Origin of the sequence: Pseudarthrobacter naphthalenicus, from assembly GCF_029076445.1 — a bacterium.
GTDB classification, from domain to species: domain Bacteria; phylum Actinomycetota; class Actinomycetes; order Actinomycetales; family Micrococcaceae; genus Arthrobacter; species Arthrobacter naphthalenicus.
The window spans coordinates 25372-46167 of the sequence record NZ_JARESG010000016.1; the positions used below are offsets into that span (position 1 = coordinate 25372).

Consider the following 20796-nt stretch of genomic DNA (forward strand, 5'->3'; position numbering starts at 1 on the left):
GTGCAGGTGAGTTTGGTCGTGATGCCTGCGCAGTCGCGGCAGATGGGCTGGTGGTCGGGTGAGCGTCCGGGGAGCATACGGGTTTCGAGGCAGCGGGGGCATCTGCCGCGGGTGTGGGTGGCCTCTGCGAAGCAGGCTCCGCAGACCGGGCCGTCAGGCCAGCGCACCCTGATTTTGGCCACCAGCTGGTTGCATCGGCTGCAGAGATAATCCCCGCTCGAGCGGGGCCGGCCACGCTTCCTAGGGATCGGCAGGTCGTTGAGTGTGGGCGGCCGCGCGGATCCGTTGCCTCCGGTGGCAGGTCGGCCCGGGTTAGCCATCGTCCTCGACGATTCGTGCACGCACTGGGCGGTAGTTGTGCAGGTCAGGGATGTCTTCGCCCGCAGCTTTGCGGTGCCGGATGGTCTTGGCTTCGGTGGCTGAGTAGGTGATGAGGTCGTTGGGTGTTACGTCCAAGGCATCACAAAGCGCGACGAGAACCTTGAAGGAGATCCGTTCGGGTTCCTGGGTCACGATCCGCCAAATTGCGTTGGCAGTCAGGGTGATGCCGCGATCGTGCAGGAGGGCAGCGAGCTCCTTGGCCGTGTGGACCCCTCGTCGGGCCATGATCTCGCGGACCCGCCAGGTGTAGGCGATTTCTCGTCTGCTCATGGGTGCTTCCTTTCTGAGGGCAGCGCCAGGGCCGCTTTGATGGTCCGATCATGCACCCGCTCCAGGGCGAGGCGCTGGTAGTCGGGGGAGGGCAGCGTGTATAGCGACGTCGTGTAGGCGTGATCATGGCCGAGTTGCAGCTGCACGAAGGTCAGGTCAAACCCTTCGCCTGTGGTCAGGTGCGTGGCATAGGAGCGGCGGAAGGAATGCAAGTCCAGTCCAGGCGGGTATCCCAGCTCATCCAGGAAGTCATGGAGCCGGCCGTTCAGGTGCGACTCGCCCACGATTTTGCCGCTGCTGGTGGGGAACAGGTCAGTGACCGGATAGCCGTAGCGGGGGAGTCCGTTTTTGATCCAATCGGCCACCATTTCCGCGGACCACTCCCAAACGGTGAGGACTGAACGGACCTTCTTGGCTGAACCCTTGTGAGGCTTTCCCCAGCGCACGAGGACCACGCCGTGATTTCCGAGGAAGGGTGCCTTGCCGTTGCGGGAAAAATCAGACACCTGCAAGCGGCGAAATTCCTCGGAGCGCAGACCCCAGCTGTAGGCCGACTTGAAGGCAATCGCGTCACGCCATGCAGACAATGCGCCCTTGCGCCCCGAGTCCAGGATCCGCTCGACCTCGAGATCTGCAAGGTCGAAGAGTTCCTGCAGTTCACGCTGGCTGAAAGGCCGCTTCCCCGGTCGTGCTTCCGTCGGCTGCGAATGTGTGACCCGGTTCAGTTCGGTCACGACCTGGGCAAAGACCCGGCCGAATAGCTTCGCGCTTTGCTCGCACCAGTCGTAGTGCGGACTGCAGGCGTAGTCGCAGAATAGTTTCACCGCACCCTGATACGACCTGACAGTGCCGTGGGACAGGTTCCTCACGGCACGGGCGTGGGAGAAATAATCGTCGGCGTCGCCGAGGCTCCATTCCCATGGATACCTGCCCGAGAAGTCCACGAGGCTCAGTACTACATTGCGCCTGGTACGGATTGTCGCTGCCGAGAAATCCTTCGCACGCTGCTGGCGTTCCCAGCCATCCAGGACGAGCGCTAGGAACGAGTCCGGATCCGGCGTCTGACCGCCGAAAGGAACATAGAGAACATACCCGTCATCCCGTGCCATGGTTCGCCTCGCATCATCAAGAACCCTTTGCAATTTTCGCACGCAGTTTGCGAGAAACGCAATCGGTCAACGACGAAACCGCAGTTCGGATGCCGAATACGGCACCCACGACGAGCACGGAACAGTACGCACCTTCAGAACCCCGGCAATCCTGCCGTCAAGGCAAAATCGCTGGTCAGCACCGCTTTAGGGGAGGTACAGCAGGCGTTTCCCACATCCTCACGATGTGCAGGAATAGCACTTAGAGTCATTACAGCTTGACATAAGGCCGGTTATCGGCGTTTGAAAACGCCGAGGGAGTGCCTCGAAAGGGGCCGTTTCCTGCCGTCGTTCGTGGCGTTTTTCGAATTCCTGATGTTAGAACTGTTGAGCCAGCGACGCGATTTTCGATTTTCGTGAATCGCCAATCGGCGCGAGTCGGAAGAACTCGCCGATCGCCACTTCCTTGGTGGTTCTGCTGTGAGCTTTTGGAGGGGCCCGTGAGCGGGAACCGTCCGGTTCCGATCGTTACGGCGGCGAAGCATTCAGGACTCAGCGGCTGCTCTCGCTTCATGCAACGTGTTGGAACTGCCTGGGGGCCTCAGCAGGGTGGGGCGGTTGGCCTCTTCCTGCCTTAGAGGCTCCGTTTCGGTGAGTTGTTGGGCTGAGACATGTGTAAGCCAGTGGTATGTGGCCGTTCCACCAGCCTTCCAGGCCAGCTCGGCCTGAGTCAGTTCACGGACCACGTTTGCGGGTGTGCCGTAGGCGAGGTGCCGGGCGGGGATCTCGGTGTTGGAGGTAACCAAGGATCCCGCCCCCACAAATGCCTGTTCGCCGATGACGGAGCCGTCAAGGACGATGGCGCCAATGCCGATGAGGGCACCATCGCCGACGTGGCAGCCGTGCAGAACGGCGCCGTGCCCCACGTGCCCGTTAATGCCTAATTCCGTTAGCCGCCCGGGAAAGGTATGTACGATACACCCGTCTTGCAGATTTGCGCCTTCTTTCATAACGAATCGCCCTAGGTCTCCCCGTAATGAGGCTTGCGGACCGACATAACACCTTGGGCCGATAATGATGTCTCCGATGAGAGTCGCGGTCGGATGGACGAACGCCGTGGGGTGCACGACAGGTACTACATCGCCGAAGGCGTAAACGGGCGGGGTCATGGGTGACTCCTTTACATGGTGCTGTGTCCGCGCCCTGATCGACAGGGAACAGTCGTGATGAGAAGTCTGAAGAGGCACGATCGCGCAGTCGGCACGTATGGAACTTCAGATTCCGGTTGCGCCAAAACGAGGTCCACCTCACTGTCTTGTTGGTGAATACACCGGTCTACGGGGAGTCGCGACCACTGCGTTTCCCCGTACTCGTCCCACCGCGGGGGGCATTCAAAAATCTTCATGTGACGGCACATAGGGTTAGGGAGCCCGGCCCCAGCGGGCGCAAGTTGCCGCCGGGGAACCCGGGTCAGTGGCCGGCGAAGGCCTCCTCGAGCCACCATGCGCCGCCGTCGCTGGAAATTTTCGCGTCAATGACCAGAGGCGTGGTCCGTGGACCGTCCAACCAGGCTTGTACAGCCGTAAGATCGTCGGTTCGACGGACTGTCACGCCGGTTGCGCCAAATCCGCGGCCAATGGCCGCAAGATCGGTATCGGGGAAGGTGACAATGCTTAGATCCACTTCGCGGCCGAAGTGATGTACTTCGGCTCCGTATGCATTGTCGTTGTAGATGACGATAACCAGTGGAATGCGGAGCCGTACGGCTGTTTCCAGTTCCGCGATTCCCATAAGGAAGCCCCCGTCTCCGACTCCGAGAACAGGTAGCCGGTCCGGGCGCGCCACTGCTGCCCCGAGGGCAGTGCTTAGGCCTAAGCCGACGGATTGGAAGGACTGTGTGAAACAGGATCCAAAGTGGTCTGGGACACGGAAATAGGCACTTGGGTAACCGACGAAGTTCCCTGAATCGACAGCTACTGTCCGTTCCTGCGGAAGCATCTCGTCGAGCAACTTGGACAACAGCCGTGGATCTATGGTGCTTTCCGTTGAGAAGTTTTCGGTTTCCATGTCGTTCCAGCGGGATCTCTGGGCAATCTTGTTGTGCATGTCACCTCGCCGGTACCCCTGCAGTGGTTCCTCACCCTTGAGTAGTGCCAGCGCGTCTGCAGCGGTTTCTCCCACATCACCATGTACTGCAAGGTCGAGGGGCACAGTGGCGCCGAGCGCGGCCGTTTCAGAATCGATCTGCACGACTTTTGCCCCGGCGCCGATCATTTTTCCGTGGCGCATGGTCCACATGTTCATGGAGGCTCCCCAGCCGACAACCAAATCGGCACCCGCTATGATTTCCGCGGTAAGAGGCGATGAAAAGCCTCCGGAAATTCCCAGGTTGTAGGGGTGTCCGTTGAAGAGTCCGTTGGCTACGGCTGAGGTAGCCAGAAGTGCGCCGGTCTGGTCGGCAAGCTGGATGAGTGTTTCTCTTGCATTTCGTGCGCCTCTGCCTGCAATGAAGACTGGACGTTCAGCCCGCGTGAGTAAGTTGACGAGCTGGAGGACAGCTTGTTTGTTTGCGCGCGGAGAATGCAGCTCGGGAATCGACGGTGGCGTTGATTGTGGGTTGGCAGGAACCATCTGTGATTGCACGTCGAGTGGAAGGTTTAGCACCACGGTGCGGCGGCCCTGGGCTGCCGTTCGGTATGCCCGTACGGTGTCGGCTACGGCGCTTTGGGCCGAGTGGACACGTTCGGAAATTGCTCCAACACTTCTGATGAGTGAGTCCTGATCGATTTTGAAGTTCGACCGGACTGCTGATCCCGCGCTGTCTGCGGCCAGGACGAGCAGGGGGGTACGGCTTTTTGCAGCCTCCCCGATTCCGGTTATGGCGTTGGTTAGTCCGCATCCTTGGTGGGTGGTCATGACTGCGAGTTGACCGGAGGTGCGGGCAAAGGCGTCGGCCATTGTAATCGCGCCGGCTTCGTGGCGTGTAGCGATGTATGGGACGCCATGGCTGCGCAGGCTATTGGTTACGTGGAAGTTTCCGCTGCCAATGACACCAAAGATCTGCGCGACTCCTAGTTGCGCCAGAGTCCGTCCAACGAGCTCGGCGACAGTGATGGTTCCATCTTGCGCAGCCGCTGGTCCCGAGCTTTCTTGCTGAGTGGGTGCTTCAAGCACTGATTGGTTCTCTTTCACTTGGTCAGGCCTCCTGCGAGTGGTTAGTTTCTGGGGACGGGGTCGGCTATTTTTGCAGCGCCGATTTCGGTCGCGGTACGGACGCGATGACGAGGGCCCCGATGACTGCGAAGGCGGCAAAGGCGTAGAAATTGATCTGGAATCCCAGCGCGATGCTTGCGATGTAACCGCCAATGAGGGGTCCGCAGATTGCTCCCAAGCGGCCAATTCCGAGCGACCACCCCAGAGCGGTAGCGGTAGCGGACTGGGGGTAGTGGGTGGCAACGAAGCCGTTGACCAGAATTTGGGTTCCGACCGAGCCCAGTCCGGCGAAGGCAACCAGAACCAAGAGGACGCCGTAGGGAAGCCCCAGGCTCAGCAGGGCAATCGAGACGCAGGCAATGATGAAGGAGGCTGTGACCACCTTTTTGACACCGATACGGTCTGCTATATAGGAGGCGCCAATGGCACCGACAATTGCCCCGGCGTTCAGGACCAACAGGAAGGTGAGGGAGCTGCCCAGCTCGTATCCTGCTGAGCGCATGATCTGGGGCAGCCAAGTGTTCAAGCCGTAGACCAGCAGGAGGCCGCAGAAGCTGGCTACCGCAAAGAGGACCGTAGCCATGATCCAGCCTTGACTGAACAGGGTTTTCAGGGCGGCCAATTTTTGGGCAGGCGCGTCGTGGGGCGTGGCGTCAGCCTCCGTCACGATGTCGCTGTAGACCAGACCGTACGTCTCTGCCGTGGCTTTGGCCTCAGCGGTTCGGCCCTTGGACGCGAGGAACGCGACGGACTCTGGCAGCATGAAATAGACGACAGGAAGCAGAGTCACCAAAGGGAGTGCCCCCACTGCGTAAAGCCACCGGAAGTCCAGCTGCGGCAGGGCCATTATTGCAAAGATGGCCGCGAGGACGCCGCCCACCGAGTAGCCGCTGTACATGACAGCATTCGCAATTTGCCGTCGAGCCTTCGGAGCGAATTCAACCGTCATGGCCACGCAGGTGGGCACAATGCCGCCGAGACCCAAGCCCGTAAGGAACCGAAACAGACCGAACATCTCCACAGAAGGAGAAAGAGCAGTCAGCAGCAGGAAGACTGAGAACCAGGCAATGGACAGCATCATGATTTTACGTCGCCCCAAGACATCGGTCAGAGCTCCCACAAACAGGGTTCCGACAAGCATGCCGACAAGCGCAAGGCTTCCAATGGTGCCTGCGCTGGCGGGCGTCAGCCCCCACTCCTTGTAGGCCAGCAAAGAGGGCACGGTAGACCCGTACACGACGAGATCGTAACCATCAAACACGATAGCCACGAAACAAAGGATAAGGACTGAAAGTCCTGATTTGCGACCACGGGCGGTTTGCCCAGCGATCGGCAGGACGGAGCTGTTCGACATCGAAATTCTCTTTCTGCATGCGGGTTTGGTGTGGAAGGTCCTGACCGGGAGAACGGAAGAGAATGCCGGAGATCAAGAACCAGGCTGAATATCGCGTGGCCGGCAGCTGGCCGTTCTCCGGCTCGCGTCGCCCGTGAGCCGCTATCTACCCGACACAGGACCAGTATGTGACACAATTCATCGTACCGTCAATCACTTGTTACTTTCTGGGACCAAGTACGGGTTTCCGGGTGGCCGAAACGAAGCCAACCGAAGTTCGCAGTCAGCATGCCTGGCCTATTTCTCAGCGACGACGAAAGCGACACGTGGGCGACTAGGGCCCTGCCTCCGGGGCTGAGAATAAATTCATTGATGGGCCGCCGAAAACCAATGAAGTGAAGCCCCGCAGTGGAAGTTGTCCATCGCAACATTCGGATGGAGGCAGGTACGATCGGCAGCGATCTGACCCAAAATGGGAGTGGAACATGAAGATGTTGTGCGTCAACTAGTGAGTTGCACATTTTGGCGGTTATGCGTCTGACGGCGCGGGAACTATGGAGGAACCTGATGGAATGGAAGCCCAGGGGCGTGATCCTGGATCTCTTCGGGGACTACCTCCGCTACGCCGGGGGTGAAGTGAGGCTGGCTGACTTCACGGAGCTTCTCGCCCTGTTTGATGTGGAGGCCCCGACGGTGCGCGTTAACCTGTCCCGACTGCGTAAGGAAGGGTGGTTTACCACTAGGCGCGTCGGGCGGGAAACGGTTTACGCCCTAACACCTCACATGCTGGAGATTCTTGACGAAGGGCGCGAACGTATATTTCGACGCCGCGACGATACCTGGGAGGGCAGATGGACGATGGCCATTTACCAGGTTCCTGAGTCCGAGCGCGCTTTCCGGGAACAACTGCGCAAGCAGCTCGCCTGGCATGGTTTCGGCCAATTGTCGCCATCCACCTGGCTAAGCCCCCACAACTTGATCTCCGAGGTCCGCGACATCGCCACCGAAAACCCCCACGCAAGAGTTGACGCCCTTTGGTGCGGCACCGGAGATCCCGACGAGGACAGGGAGCTTGCCGCTCGATGCTGGGATCTGGAGGCGTTGGGAGCAGACTATGAACGCTTCATTCACACCTACGCGGCACTTGATAACGAGCCTTTGAATGCTGCCAAGGATGGGAGGACGGCACTCCTCGAGCGGATGCGCATTATCGGGGATTATCGCCGCTTCCTCTTCCGCGACCCTTACCTCCCCCAGGAACTGCAGCCTGAAGGCTGGCCAAGCAGCGCCGCATACAGCCTGTTCGGGGCTGTGCACCGCCAGCTTGGCCCTGCTGCCACAGCTTTCGTCTCCGAGGTGATCGGTCAACCCATCGGGGAAGGCCAGGAAGTCACAGCCTGACAGGGAAGTACGACGAACGGGTCGCCTCCGGCAAACATGTAACATTTGCTTGACGTTGGGCTGGAATTAGTTACATAATCTTGGTGAGAGCTTTCTCACTGGATTCCCAAACTTCAAAAGGTGGCATCGATGGCACTTCGCGTAGCCTGCATTGGCGGCGGTCCTGGCGGACTGTTCTTCTCAACCCTGTTTAAGCAGACCGTCCCCGACGCAGAGGTCGTGCTGTTCGAACGCAACCAGGCCACCGATGCTTTCGGCTTCGGTGTTGTCTTTTCCGATGCGACTCTGAACCGCATCAATGACGCTGATCCCGTGGTCCGGGACGGCCTCCGCGACTACGGCACGCACTGGGACGACATCGAAGTCTGGCTCAAAGGCGAACAGAAGTCCTTCGCCGGCAACGGCATGGCAGCCATCTACCGTAAGACGCTCCTTCAGTTGATGCAGGAACGAGCAGCGGAAGCCGGCGTCGACATGCGCTTTGGCCAGTATGTCCCTGATTTGTCGCAGCTCCAGGACTTCGACCTGATCGTTGGCGCGGACGGCGCCAATTCATCGACCCGCAAACAGCTCGGCGAAAGCCTGGGCCACACAGCTGAAACGGCAACTGCCAAGTTCATCTGGTTTGGCACGAGCCACCTATTTAAAGGCATGACGTTCATCCATCGTAAGAGCGAGTTCGGCAACTTCGCGGTCCACGGCTACCCGATCAGCGATGACCTGAGCACCTTCATCGTGGAAACCGACGAGGAGACCTGGCGCAAGGCAGGACTGGACGAATTCGATGTCAGCCAACCCCCAGGCCCCTCGGACCTGAAGACCCAGTGGTTTCTCGAAAAACTCTTCGCCGAGGACATTAACGGGGAGCCCTTGGTGGCCAACAGCTCCCGCTGGGCTAACTTCCGCACCCGCCGTACGCGCACTTGGCACAAGGGAAACGTCGTCTTGCTCGGGGACGCCGTGCATACGGCGCACTTCTCCGTGGGCTCCGGCACCAAGATGGCCATGGAAGATGCCATCACTCTGGTCCGTGAAGTCGCTGCCCACCAGGATGACCTCGAACTGGCTTTCACAAACTACGAGGCCGAACGCCAGCCACAGGTGGCCAAAATCCAGAACCAGGCCCGCGGCGGCCTTAGCTGGTGGGAACACTTCGGCAGGTATTACGATGCGTTCAACCCTACACAGTTCACCTTCCACTTCTTCTCCCGCAGCATCGACATAGACAAGATCCGCCTTCGTGACCCGGAACTGGTCGCGGCCACGGAACAGGACTGGCTGGACAGGCACGGGCACGCACCCCTCGAAACGCCGCTAAATGCGGGGACGGCCAAGTTCAGCGGGCGTCTGCTTACGGTCTCGACGACCGAGGGCAATGCTGCCACCTTGTTCGGCCCAGGCGGCAGCCTTGCTTTGGTTACTGATCCGGCTGAGGCCAACATCAGTAACGGGCTGCTGATAACAGCACCGGATACGGAAGCGGGTCTGGCTGCCGCTTTCGCGCAGTTGCCTGCCGAGGCTGCCGTCGTTGTGATCCGGGGCGGCAACGCGTTCACCCGGATCCTCCTTTCGGAGGAAGCCCGTCTCGGACGCGGTCTGACAAGCGTCATCGTCGATGATCGAGGACCGGCGTCAAACCTGACTTTGGTGCTCTCCGGCCGTGCAGACGCCGTCGCCACAGCAAACGTGGAGGGCAGCAATGCATAACCTGTCCGCCCTCTTTGCGCCCCGTGGCATCGTTGTAGTCGGTGCATCGTCCAGCCCCGAAAAGCTCGGTGCAGTCATGGCGCAGTCACTTTCGAGCTACGGCGCACCCGTCGAACTGGTGAACAGCCGGGGCGAGAACGGAATGCACACCAGTATCGCCGACGCTGCTGCTGCAATTCCCGGCGGCCCAGACCTGACGGTGCTCTGCGTTCCGGCAGCCGTAACTGCACAAGCATTGCGCGACAGCGCAGCGAACGGTGCAAAAGCAGCTTTGGTTTGCGCAGGGGGTTTTGCTGAGGCGGGCGGTCCCGGCATCGAATACTCAGCCCAAGTAAAGGATGCCGTTCGTGACACTGGCATCCGCTTGCTCGGCCCGAACACCTCGGGCTTCTTCGTCCCGGGCCGCAACTTGCGGGCCAGTTTCGTCCCCGGCGTCGCCGAGCTGGAACCGGGCTCAGTGGCCGTTGTCGCCGCAAGCGGCGGCGTAAACCACGTCCTGGCTTTCCACCTGCAACGTTCCGGTGCAGGCGTCAGCCTCGCTGTCGGTATCGGAGCAGGGACGGACATCACCGCACCCGACGTCTTGGACTACCTGATCACCGATCAGCAAACCAAGGCTGTTGCCCTCCACCTGGAAACCGTTTCGGATGGTCCTGCCCTTGTCGACGCTGTTTCCCGCCTTAGTGCAGTCAAGCCCGTTGTTGCGCTTGTCGTGGGCCGTAACGACGTGTCCGAATTCGCCCAGTCCCACACCGGTGCTTTGGCCACGTCCTGGCGGACCACCCGTTCTGTCCTCAAGCAGGCAGGCGCTGTGATTGTCGACGACGAGAACCAGTTGGTAGCCGCAGTCACTGCCCTTGCAGGGCGCCGGCTTGCTCCGGCTGCCGACCCCGGCGTCGGACTCATCACCGGGCAAGCGGGTCCTGGCCTGTTGATTGCCGATGCCCTTCACGGCGCTGGGGTGGCTGTCCCACGACTTGCCCAGGCCACCCAGGACCTCATCGGCACGCTGCTACCGCCCTTAACCTTCCAAGCCAACCCCGTGGATACGGGCCGGCCAGGGCCCGGATACGAGAAAATCGTTGCGGCAGTCGCTGCCGACCCGGCCATCGACGTCGTAGCCGTCTACGGGCTGACTGAACCTGTGACGGACCTGCCACTTTCCGTCGTCGAGTCCGGCGCCGCAGAGGCAATGCCTTTCGTGATCGGCGTGGACGGCCCCGAAGGCGATCTGGAACGCGCTCGGAAGTCGGCTCAGCAACATGATTTGCCGCTGATCTCCGGACCAACGTCGCTAGCCCAGGGCCTCATCGCTCTGGTGAACGATGCACGGGGGCAGTTCGTCCGCTCCCTCGCTCAAGAGCGGAACTTCACCTGGCCCAACGTGGACGGACCGTGGGACGAAAACCGTGCCAAGGAACTCCTCGACGCCCTGGGTATCAGCACACCGTCACGGCGAAGCTGCACCAACCGCACCGCAGCGCATGAAGCCTTGCAGGAGCTGGGCGGACCCGTAGCCGTCAAGCTGCTCGACGCGGTGGTCCTGCACAAGACCGAGATTGGTGGTGTCCACCTGGGGGTTAAGTCCACCGAAGACATCGACCGAGCTTTGGACGCCCTGGAAGCCGCCGGCGCACGCGAATTCCTGGTTGAAGCCATGGCCCCCTCCGGGATCGACCTGGTCGTAGGGGTCCGGAGGGATCCTGTCTTTGGACCGATTGTGGTTCTTGGCCTGGGCGGAACCGCGGCCGAGGTCTACGCGGATGTTTCCATCCGTTCCGCTCCCCTGTCAGATCGCGCAGCGGAAGACATGCCCAACGAATTGTTGGCTCGCGAGCTCCTGTACGGCTTCCGGTCCGGGCCCATGCTCGATACAGCTGAACTGTCTGCCGTGTTGGTCAAACTCGGGGACGCACTTGTATCCAATGAAGCTATCGCCGAAATCGAAATCAATCCCCTGCGCCTGACACACGAAGGACTCGTGGCGCTGGACGCCGTAGTTATCAATGTCGAGGAGGACATGAAATGACAAGCCACACCAGTGAGGGAACCACTCCCTGGCCAGCAGACCTTGCGGCCGAATTCCGCGCCAAGGGTTACTGGGAGGACCGGGCTCTTGGCAGTTACATTCTGGATACGGCCGACCGGTTGCCTGACAAGATTGCAATCGTGGATGGAGAGCTGCGGCTCACTTACGCCGACATTGCCAACCGCATGGACGCCGGCGCGGAACGGCTCCTGCAGCTGGGGCTGCGGGCGGATGACCGTGTGATGGTGCAATTGCCCAACGGTTGGCAATTTGCCCTTCTGACCCTGGCCTGTTTCCGCGCCGGCATCATTCCGGTTATGGCCCTGCCGGCACACAGGCAATACGAACTGTCCTTCCTCTCGGAACTTTCCGAAGCACGAGCCATCGCCGTCCCGGACACAATCAAGGACTTTGACCATCAAGCGATGGCAGAAGACCTGGTCTCCACAATTCCGTCACTGGAAATCATTCTCGTTTCCGGCGCCGCTAATCCCATGAACGTGGGACTTGAAGAACTCTTGGCACCAGGCAAAGACCCGAAAGGTGCGAGGGCAAGGCTGGACGGCCTCGCGCCGTCGCCCGACTCTCCTGCCCTGTTCCTGCTGTCGGGAGGAACAACCGGCCTGCCTAAACTGATCACCCGGACCCACAATGACTACGCCTACAACATCAAGGCGAGCTCAGTCCCTACAGGCGTCACTGAAGACACCGTCTACCTGGGTACCCTGCCGGCCAGCCATAATTTCCCGCTTGCGTGCCCGGGCATCCTTGGGATCCTTTTCGCTGGCGGCCGCATGGTGATGCTCCCGAGCCCCGAACCACGGAAGGCTTTCGCCGCCATTGAACGGGAAAAGGTGACGCTCTCAACAGCTGTACCCGCGGTCGCGCAGCGGTGGATCGAGTACCAGGAGGAAACAGGCGGCACGCAACTGGCCAGCCTCGAAGTGATTCAAGTGGGCGGCTCGAGGCTCCCTGACGAGATTGCGCGGAAAGTGAAGCCTGTCCTCGGCGCCACGCTGCAGCAGGTTTTTGGAATGGCGGAGGGTCTCATCAATACGACCCGTCTGGATGATCCCGAAGACGTTATTTGCACAACCCAGGGTCGTCCCGTGTCTGAAGCCGACGAGATTCGGATCGTCGATGAATCCGGGAATGATCTCCCGGACGGAGTAGCCGGGTCCATTTTGACCCGCGGCCCCTACACGCCAAGGGGCTACTACCGCGCCCCTGAAGCAAACGCCCGGGCTTTCACTCCAGACGGGTGGTACGCGAGCGGAGACATCGTGGAACGCCGGCCGGATGGAAACCTGATCGTCCAGGGCCGCGACAAAGACATGATCAACCGTGGCGGAGAAAAGATTTCGGCCGAGGAAATTGAAAGCCTGGTCTACCGCATCGAGGACATCACCATGGCGGCGGCGGTCGCTATGCCCGATCCGGTGCTCGGTGAAAAACTCTGCCTCTACATCACCGTGAAACCGGGCACGGAGGTAACACTTGAACAGATTCAAAAGATGCTCCGCGAAACCGGCGTTGCTGCATTCAAAATTCCCGAGCACCTGGTGGTCGTCGACGAACTCCCTGCCACAAAGGTCGGCAAGATCAACAAAAAAGAGCTCCGTGCTGACATAGCAGAACGGCTGGCTACTGCCAGCGCCCACTCTAAGTAGAGGATTGCCATGACTGAGAACATCACCCATGAGTCAGTTACCGCCAGCCACGCCCTGCCGGAGCCCACGGCGGAGGAGGCTGCCCAGCTGGAGCAGCTGTACCGGGACTTCGACAAAGAGAACCTGATCCCGCTGTGGACCGAAATCGGCGACCTGATGCCCATGGTCCCCTCCCCCAAGGCCGTGCCGCACGTGTGGCGCTGGTCCGATTTGTATCCGCTGGCCGCCCGCGCCGGCGATTTGGTTCCGGTGGGCCGTGGCGGGGAACGCCGCGCCATTGCCCTGGCCAACCCGGGGCTGGCCGGCACACCGTACGCAACCCCCACCCTGTGGGCCGCCATCCAGTACCTGGGTGCCCGGGAAACCGCCCCGGAACACCGCCACTCGCAGAACGCGTTCCGCTTCGTCGTCGAAGGTGAAGGAGTATGGACCGTTGTGAACGGTGACCCGGTCAGGATGTCCCGCGGCGATTTCTTGCTGACCCCCGGCTGGAACTTCCACGGCCACCACAACGACACCGACCAGCCGATGGCGTGGATCGACGGCCTCGACATTCCGTTCGCGCACTACGCCGACGCCGGCTTCTTTGAGTTCGGCACCGAACGCGTCACGGACGAGGCCACCCCGGACATCTCCCGCTCGGAGCGGCTCTGGGCCCACCCCGGCCTGCGACCGCTGACGGGACTGGATGACACCACCAGCTCCCCCATCGCCGCCTACCGGTGGGAGCACACAGACCGGGCCTTGCGCGAGCAACTGCTGTTGGAGGACGAGGGCCACCCCGCCACAGTGTCGCAGGGCCACGCCGCCGTCCGGTTTACCAACCCCACCACCGGCGGGGATGTCATGCCCACCATCCGGGCCGAGTTCCACCGACTCCGCGCCGGCGCCACCACCGAGACCGTCCGCGAGGTGGGCTCCAGCGTGTGGCAGGTCTTTGAAGGCACCGGCTCGGTGGTCCTGAACGGCGAAACAAAGCAGCTGGCCAAGGGTGACCTCTTCGTGGTCCCGTCATGGGCCGCCTGGTCCCTCCAGGCAGACACCGAGTTTGATTTGTTCCGATTCAGCGACGCACCCATCTTTGAACGCCTGAACTTCAACCGCACCTACATCGAAGGACGCACCAAGTAATGAGACTCCTCACCCTCCGCACTTCCGAAGGCACGACGGCGGTCCGCCAGGACGGCGGCACCCTTACCGAGATCCCCGGGTTCGCCGACGTTGGCGCCCTGCTGCAGGATCCTGTCTGGGAAGCCACCGCTGCGGCGGCCAACGGCGCAACGCACCCGCTCGAGGGCGCCGACCTCGCAGCCGTTGTGCCCTCCCCGGGGAAGATCATCTGTGTGGGCCACAACTACCGGAACCACATCAAGGAGATGGGCCGGGAAGTCCCCGAATACCCCACTCTGTTCGCCAAGTACGCCGAGTCCCTGATCGGGCCCAATGACGACCTGGCCCTGCCCCAGGAATCCGATGCGGTGGACTGGGAAGCCGAGCTCGCCGTCGTCATCGGCAAGCAGGGCCGCCGGATCAGCGAAGCCGAGGCCGGGGACCACATCGCCGGCTACGCGGTCCTGAACGACATCAGCATGCGGGACTACCAGTTCCGCACCATCCAGTGGCTGCAGGGCAAGACCTGGGAGAAGTCCACCCCGTTCGGCCCGGCCCTGGTCACCAGGGACGAGTTCAGCCCCGGCCCGCTGATGACCTCGGCGGTGGACGGCGACGTCCAGCAGAGCACCCCGACGTCGGACCTGGTGTTCACCCCGGAATTCCTGGTCTCCTATATCTCCACCATCATCACCCTGAACCCGGGCGATGTGATCGCCACCGGCACCCCCGGCGGCGTGGGCCACGCGCAGGACCCCAAGCGCTACCTGCAGGAAGGCCAGGTCCTGGTCACGACCATCGAAGGACTCGGCCAGCTGAAGAACCGCGTTATCAAGGAAGCCTGATGGTCGCCCGCCACGACCAGACCACGGACCCGGCGCTCCTGGACGCACTGCTCCAGGCGCGCCGGGGCACCGCGTTCTTCGCCCGCAAGCTGAACGAGCTTCCGGATGCAGAACTCGATGGCTCCTCGCTGCTGCCCGGATGGACCCGACGACACATCGTCGCCCACGTTGGTTACAACGCGCGTGCTATCGCCCGGCTGATCGAATGGGCCGCCACCGGAGTGGAAACGCCCATGTATTCCTCCCCCGAGGCGCGCAAGCATGAGATCGAGTTCGGGGCCACCCTCAGTCCGATCGCGCTGCGGCACCTCTTCGACCACTCCGCCGTGCACCTGAACGTCGAATGGCGTGACCTGCCCGCCGACGCCTGGCACCACAAGGTCAAAACCGCCCAGGGACGCATCGTTCCCGCTGAAGAAACGGTTTGGATGCGCACCCGCGAAGTGTGGATGCACGCCGTGGACCTGGACAACGGAGCTACGTTCAGTGACATCCCAGTACCCGTCCTGGAAAGACTGCTCGAGGACATCACCGGTGCCTGGAAAACCCGCGGCACCGACACCGGGCTCGTGGTCAAGGTGACCGGGCAGGAACCGGAGCCCAGCTTCGGCGACACCCCCGCAGCTCAACCGACGGTGGTCTCAGGCCCGCTCCCCACGGTGGTCCAATGGGCGGCCGGCCGGGGCAGCGGCGGCGTCGCTGCAATGCGCAAAGGAACACCGCTAGCCGTTCCCCCGGCACCAAAGTGGATCTGAACCCTGAGTGGCGGAGACCTTGTGCATCACCCCCTTTAGATTGGAGCTGACGTGGCGTAGGGTCCCCTGCGAATAGGTAAGAAATAGGGGACGTCCGGTGGGTGCCCCAGCGCCCGGTACCCGCAGGCGTTTTAGTTGTTCGGCTCAGGGCGCTTTTTTGGACGGGGGAAACGTCCTGTTCGGGCACGGCCCGGAGCATGAAGCGGTGGAACTGAGGCACAGTGAATCTGGCGCAGCCGTGGGAGGGGCGTATAGCAGCGCCTTGTTGATGAGTTTTGAGCGGGTGGGGCCAGCTGCGTGGATTCACGGCCCATCGCACCAAAGGTTGCTAACCAGGACACCGCATCAAAAGTGCAGCCAAGAACGGGATTGGAGCGGAAGGCAGCCTAACGCTTCCTGCGATCACCTGCACGCCTGAATGCCTGAATGCCTCCGAGAATCTAAAGGACTAAGGCTTCCACTTGTGCCCTGAAAATCAAAAATGTTTTGTAACACTCTTCCGCTGGTCTACGAAATCTTGTTACGGTAATCGAGAGGTTGATCCCTCGGGCCGAAGGTGCGTAGGGCACCCTGTGGGTGAGGTGGCAGCGGATAGACAGGACCTGATCGTTGGAGTCCGATCTGGCCTGGTCGTCCTGAAGACGGCGGGTACGTGGGCAATAGTGAGGTGAAGTGACCATGACTTCGCCGATGCCCTACTAATCACGCAATTTTGTTGAACCGGGAACTCAAGTCGAACAGGAGAGCACAAAATGGGTTATAAGGTATCCGCAATCGATCCATCACGCACGGCGGTAATTGTGGTGGACATGGAGAACGACTTCGTAGCTGAAGGTGCTCCTATGGAGTCTTCCCAGGCGAGACAGGCAGTTCCGAACATGCAAAAGGCACTATCATCAGCACGCGAAAGCGGCATGAAGGTTATTTACACGACCCATGCCCACCGAGAGGACGGTTGTGACGCTGGCCGATTCGCTGATCTCTACCCGCCTATTGCCGCCAAAGCGGGTCTCGTCGACGGTACTCCAGGCGTAGAGATTTACCCTGAACTCGCTCCAGGGCCGGGAGAGATCGTGGTGAAGAAGCATCGTTACAGTGCTTTTTTTGGCACCGATTTGGACATCATCCTGCGCGGCAGCGGAGTCGAAACTGTGGTCGTAATAGGTACCACTACTGAGAACTGTTGCCACGCCACCGCCCGGGATGCGATGTTCCGAGACTACTTTGTTGTCTTTCTCTCTGACGCCACCGGCACGTTTGACTACCCCGATGTCGGACACGGTGCCATGTCCGCCGCAGAGGTACATGAAGCCACGCTGAAGATCCTCGCCTTCTCCACGGCCGACGTTATGACTACCGACGAATTTACCGCCATGGTCCGCGCCGCTGTGTTGGTGGAGGAACCAGTGTGATTCCCCGCATGGGGGTAAATAAAGAGGTTCAGGGCAAGCACTACGACTCAGCCTCCCGACACAACTGATAGGTGAGTTCCTTTGATCAAGAGCATGAGGAAGCGGTCCGCGGGCTGCGTTGCCTGCGGGCCTCTAGTACGGAGCACCTGAGGCACGGGCGGGAGCTCGTCCAGTTAAGGCACACCTCAACCTGACAAACATGGCCTTGCCTGGACTGGAGAAGCAGTGGGAATTTATTCTCCGCCCACTGCTTCCGCCGCCCACAACCGGGGACTATTCTCATAGGTTATCCACCGCTACTGCTACCAGGGAGCTACCCCAACGGCTCCCACTTCCAGCCGTGGATAACCTGAATTGACCCCAGCCATGGACGGATCAAAGTCGCCACTAGTTACGGCCGCGAGATCAGCAGGCACGGGTTCGCCCCCCGAGGCAGGTTGACGGAATCTTCATTATCGGCGTTTAAGTAGGACGAGTAGCAGTAGCTGCAAGAACTCCCCGTTCCACCGCGAAGCGAATGCGTGAGAACCGCACCCAACGTGACTCTTCCAGGATCGGGAGATGACACGAACCGGTACCACCGCGGCGTTGCGTACCTTCACCCTGCCAACACCCGGATCGAACCTGGTGCCTCTCATGGTGGAACACGAAGAAGCCATCAGTCGACTGGAAGCATCATGGCGGTCTTGAAATTCCTTCGGCTTGACGCCTCAACCGGGATGAGCGTCTGGTGGCGGGACCACGCCGACCACCATATGGGCCTCCTGCTCTCGGCGGAGGGCCCTTTCATGGGCGGCAAATCCATCGCCGGTGGCCAGGCGGCAGAGCAAAATGTTCTGCCTGCAGCTTCGCGACGGTGCCATGTGTCCACCGGGGCCGAAGTTCCAGCAGATTTACCTTGGTCCGAATTCGGATGGGCGGCGATTGGGCGGGTTTGGGTTAAGGCGAATGGGGATTACCCTGACGGGGCCATGCGAGCGGGTTGCGGGGGCATGCGTTTTGTCTTCGGCCGCGCCAAGGGTGAAGGAGTCAGCGATCCCCGGTGTGCCGAACTGGGTGACGGTGTTGGTGCGCTCAGGCCGGTACCAGCCCACGGCGGTCCCGCGCAGGGCCATGAGTGCCGAGCCGAACACCACATACGCGCGCAGTGGTTCGTAGATGAGCCGGTAAATCGGGACCATGAGCAGGTGGAGGAGGTTTTCGCGGACCATCACGACGGCAACGATGGAGATGAGCATGTGAGTTGCAGCCACGAAGGCCGAGAAGATGGCGATGGCTTCCCATTCGCCCTGCACCAGGCTTTTGACTGCGACAACCACTGTCAGCGGCATAAAGAGCAGCGGGACAAGCACTGAGATCAGCGCGTACGGCATGGTGAGCATTCCGAGGGCGCCGAACCGGGGGTTGAACAACATCCTGCGGTGCTTGTACAGGGTCTGGAAATTCCCGTAAGTCCAGCGGAGGCGCTGCTTGAACAGGCCTGCAACGGTCAGCGGCGCCTCGGTCCACGCCACTGCTTCGTTTTCCTGGACGATGCTATAGCCGAGCCGCTGCAGTGACAGTGTGAGGTCGGCGTCTTCTGCGAGTGTGTCGTGGGAGTAGCCGCCGGCTTTGACGAGGGCTTCCCTGCGCCAAGCGGCGCAGGCGCCAGGAACGATCGAGATGGCTCCCATCAGCCCTTCGGCCATACGCGTGACACAGATTCCCGACAGGTACTCCAGGCTTTGCCAGGCTGTGATGAGATTGCGGCGGTTTCCGACCTTGACGTGGCCGGCCACTGCTCCCACTTCTTTGCCGTTGCGTGGTGCGAGGAAGTGACGGGCAAGCATCTTGATGGTTTGCGGTTCAAACAGGGTGTCGCCGTCGAGGGTAACCACGACCTCTCCGCGGGACTGTTCGATTCCGTAGTTGCTTGCCGCGGATTTGCCGCCGTTGGGCTGGTCAAGGACACGCAGGTTCGGCCAGGTCATGGCGTAGTCCCATAGGACGTCCAGGGTGCCGTCGGTTGATCCGTCGTTGATCGCCACCACTTCCATGCGGGGGTAGTCACTGGCCTTCAGCGCATCCAAGGTCCGGGCCACCACCATTTCTTCGTTGAAGACCGGGAGGACGACGCTGACGAAAGGCCAGTCCTTGTCCTCCACCGTGTCCCAGCGACGCTTCCTCTGACGATGGTTGTTGACCAGGGCCAGGACCACGAACAGGAACGTCAGGATGGTCAGGGAGATTATGCCGAACCAGAATAGCCAATTAAGGAGAACGTTCGGGGCGACCAAAAAGGTTGTCAGCGCCGCCAGGGTCACGTTGTCCTCGACAGTGGCAGGAATCCTGCGCTGGGGTACATAGTCGGTCGGCAGCAGGGGCTCGACGGTGGTGAAAGTGTAGCCCTGTGCCCTGGCCTGCGGAATGAGCCTCTTCAACATGTCGATTGTCGCGCGCCGGTCGCCGCCGCTGTCGTGGACCAACACGACGTGCCCTTTGCCGTCCAGTTTCGGCGTTGGGACAGGCATTCCCGGTTCGTATTCCCAGTCTCTCGTATCAAGATCCATATTGATGTTCAGGTAACCGAGCTGCTGGGCCTGCAGAAGGGCCAAGGTATTGTTCTCCGGGTTGCCGCTGGGGATACGGAACAGCTCGGAGTCGTAGTTATCCGTAGCGCGCATGACCCGCTCTGTGCCGATGATCTGCTGACGGTTAGTAGTGTCATTCCCGGCCCAAAAATCGTTATGGGACATGGTGTGGTTTCCCACCATGTGGCCTTCACGCACCATGCGCCGGAAGATCTCCGGGTACTTGACGACGTTGTCCCCGACTGGAAAGAACGTCGCCGTTATGCCTTCGCTGGCCAACAGATCCAGGATCTCCGGCGTGTAGCGCGGGTCCGGCCCGTCATCGAAGGTCAGCATGAGCGTGCGGTCCTTGGCCTGGCCATACGCATCAAGCACGTAGGGGCTGCTGCCGATCACTTGGCTCTCCGTGAGAGTGGCCTCCCTCCAGACAGTGTTGCTGAAAGGATCCTTGAGCAGGACCTTGCCGTTCGTTCTCTCCACGAGCGCGATCCGGTGAAGAAGCGCTGTGCCTTCCCTGAAACCGACCCGGGGGATGTTTTCCAGGTCCTGCTGCGCCAGCAGCGTCCGCGGATAACTGGCTGTCTGATTGAGCTGCCCCCGATGCACCGGAGCGGTCGCCGCAGGCAGGATCCAGCCTGTGGACAGGATAATCGCCAACACCCCTGCAACGAGGGTAATCAGAACTCTTCGCCAGCGTTTGCCGCTCGCGTCGAAGAAGACCGGAGCAGGGCCAGGTGCGTGAGAAGGGGCTGGAGGTCTCATGTTCTCCTCGGGCGGGAGCCGTGCGTACAGGGCAACCTGACCGACAGGGTCAGGAAAGTGACCACCCAGGACGAGGGAGAAAGGGGTAAATCTGCCCCCGAACCTGGTGCCGCGGAGCCAGCCACTCCGAAACGCCACCTTATCTAGGACAGTAGTCGTGCCAGATGCGAGTACACATGAGTGGCACGTACTCTAGTTTCCCGGCCGCGCTACCTGCTCGGCTGCTCACCGCAAAGTGAGCCTGAACTCC

14 protein-coding genes and 1 pseudogene are annotated in these 20796 nt (G+C 61.0%); 9 read left to right on the forward strand and 6 right to left on the reverse strand.

Annotation, left to right across the window (positions count from 1 at the left end; genetic code table 11):
* Positions 1-312 precede the first annotated feature (312 nt).
* From PY310_RS15400 to PY310_RS15420, 5 genes are all read right to left on the reverse strand, one after another.
* Complete coding sequence (locus PY310_RS15400; RefSeq protein WP_173160762.1) at positions 313-651, reverse strand: helix-turn-helix domain-containing protein; 339 nt, start codon at positions 649-651, stop codon at positions 313-315.
* Positions 648-1760, reverse strand: coding sequence for a tyrosine-type recombinase/integrase (locus PY310_RS15405; protein ID WP_275215348.1), 1113 nt, complete (start codon positions 1758-1760; stop codon positions 648-650). Before PY310_RS15405 ends, PY310_RS15400 begins: the two co-directional genes overlap by 4 nt.
* A gap of 524 nt (positions 1761-2284) precedes the next feature.
* Positions 2285-2665, reverse strand: coding sequence for a gamma carbonic anhydrase family protein (locus PY310_RS15410; RefSeq protein ID WP_275215349.1), 381 nt, complete (start codon positions 2663-2665; stop codon positions 2285-2287).
* Positions 2666-3209: 544 nt separating this feature from the next.
* The gene (locus PY310_RS15415) at positions 3210-4853 is read right to left on the reverse strand and encodes a thiamine pyrophosphate-binding protein (protein WP_275215402.1); all 1644 of its coding nucleotides are present in this window, start codon (positions 4851-4853) and stop codon (positions 3210-3212) included.
* A 124-nt stretch (positions 4854-4977) separates the two neighbouring features.
* Positions 4978-6306 carry an MFS transporter gene (locus PY310_RS15420; protein WP_275215350.1) on the reverse strand — a complete coding sequence of 443 codons (1329 nt, stop codon included), beginning with the start codon at positions 6304-6306 and terminating at the stop codon, positions 4978-4980.
* A gap of 546 nt (positions 6307-6852) precedes the next feature.
* Between PY310_RS15420 and PY310_RS15425 the strand changes: the two genes are divergently transcribed.
* The 9 genes and pseudogenes from PY310_RS15425 to PY310_RS15465 form a co-directional block, all read left to right on the forward strand.
* Positions 6853-7686 (forward strand): PaaX family transcriptional regulator, encoded by an 834-nt coding sequence (locus tag PY310_RS15425; RefSeq protein WP_275215351.1) that lies wholly within the window; start codon positions 6853-6855, stop codon positions 7684-7686.
* 129 nt (positions 7687-7815) lie between these two features.
* Positions 7816-9393: an FAD-dependent monooxygenase gene (locus PY310_RS15430; protein WP_275215352.1), complete on the forward strand. Its 1578-nt coding sequence runs from the start codon at positions 7816-7818 to the stop codon at positions 9391-9393.
* A complete protein-coding gene (locus PY310_RS15435) occupies positions 9386-11422 on the forward strand; it encodes an acetate--CoA ligase family protein (protein WP_275215353.1) in 2037 nt (678 codons plus the stop codon). Before PY310_RS15430 ends, PY310_RS15435 begins: the two co-directional genes overlap by 8 nt.
* Entirely contained in the window at positions 11419-13092 is a 1674-nt protein-coding gene (locus tag PY310_RS15440) for a (2,3-dihydroxybenzoyl)adenylate synthase (RefSeq protein WP_275215354.1), read from the forward strand. The genes PY310_RS15435 and PY310_RS15440 overlap by 4 nt, the downstream gene beginning before the upstream one ends.
* Before the next feature lie 9 nt (positions 13093-13101).
* The gene (locus PY310_RS15445; protein ID WP_275215355.1) at positions 13102-14223 is read left to right on the forward strand and encodes a cupin domain-containing protein; all 1122 of its coding nucleotides are present in this window, start codon (positions 13102-13104) and stop codon (positions 14221-14223) included.
* On the forward strand, positions 14223-15047 hold the full coding sequence (locus tag PY310_RS15450; RefSeq protein WP_275215356.1) for a fumarylacetoacetate hydrolase family protein: 825 nt from the start codon (positions 14223-14225) through the stop codon (positions 15045-15047). The genes PY310_RS15445 and PY310_RS15450 overlap by 1 nt, the downstream gene beginning before the upstream one ends.
* Positions 15047-15802 carry a maleylpyruvate isomerase family mycothiol-dependent enzyme gene (locus PY310_RS15455; protein ID WP_275215357.1) on the forward strand — a complete coding sequence of 252 codons (756 nt, stop codon included), beginning with the start codon at positions 15047-15049 and terminating at the stop codon, positions 15800-15802. The genes PY310_RS15450 and PY310_RS15455 overlap by 1 nt, the downstream gene beginning before the upstream one ends.
* A 752-nt stretch (positions 15803-16554) precedes the next feature.
* A complete protein-coding gene (locus tag PY310_RS15460) occupies positions 16555-17214 on the forward strand; it encodes a cysteine hydrolase family protein (RefSeq protein WP_275215358.1) in 660 nt (219 codons plus the stop codon).
* Positions 17215-17836: 622 nt separating this feature from the next.
* Positions 17837-18008 (forward strand): annotated as a pseudogene (locus tag PY310_RS15465) (DUF4913 domain-containing protein); the annotation flags it as partial.
* Between the two features lie 99 nt (positions 18009-18107).
* Here the strand turns inward: PY310_RS15465 and PY310_RS15470 are convergent.
* Positions 18108-20546, reverse strand: coding sequence for a bifunctional polysaccharide deacetylase/glycosyltransferase family 2 protein (locus PY310_RS15470; protein WP_275215359.1), 2439 nt, complete (start codon positions 20544-20546; stop codon positions 18108-18110).
* Positions 20547-20796: the final 250 nt, after the last annotated feature.

Coding starts and splice junctions, on each gene's coding strand:
- PY310_RS15400 (WP_173160762.1), bottom strand. CDS start 651: ATGAGCAGACGAGAAATCGCCTACACCTGGCGGGTCCGCGAGATCATG.
- PY310_RS15405 (WP_275215348.1), bottom strand. CDS start 1,760: ATGGCACGGGATGACGGGTATGTTCTCTATGTTCCTTTCGGCGGTCAG.
- PY310_RS15420 (WP_275215350.1), bottom strand. CDS start 6,306: ATGTCGAACAGCTCCGTCCTGCCGATCGCTGGGCAAACCGCCCGTGGT.
- PY310_RS15425 (WP_275215351.1), top strand. CDS start 6,853: ATGGAATGGAAGCCCAGGGGCGTGATCCTGGATCTCTTCGGGGACTAC.
- PY310_RS15430 (WP_275215352.1), top strand. CDS start 7,816: ATGGCACTTCGCGTAGCCTGCATTGGCGGCGGTCCTGGCGGACTGTTC.
- PY310_RS15435 (WP_275215353.1), top strand. CDS start 9,386: ATGCATAACCTGTCCGCCCTCTTTGCGCCCCGTGGCATCGTTGTAGTC.
- PY310_RS15440 (WP_275215354.1), top strand. CDS start 11,419: ATGACAAGCCACACCAGTGAGGGAACCACTCCCTGGCCAGCAGACCTT.
- PY310_RS15445 (WP_275215355.1), top strand. CDS start 13,102: ATGACTGAGAACATCACCCATGAGTCAGTTACCGCCAGCCACGCCCTG.
- PY310_RS15450 (WP_275215356.1), top strand. CDS start 14,223: ATGAGACTCCTCACCCTCCGCACTTCCGAAGGCACGACGGCGGTCCGC.
- PY310_RS15455 (WP_275215357.1), top strand. CDS start 15,047: ATGGTCGCCCGCCACGACCAGACCACGGACCCGGCGCTCCTGGACGCA.
- PY310_RS15460 (WP_275215358.1), top strand. CDS start 16,555: ATGGGTTATAAGGTATCCGCAATCGATCCATCACGCACGGCGGTAATT.
- PY310_RS15470 (WP_275215359.1), bottom strand. CDS start 20,546: ATGAGACCTCCAGCCCCTTCTCACGCACCTGGCCCTGCTCCGGTCTTC.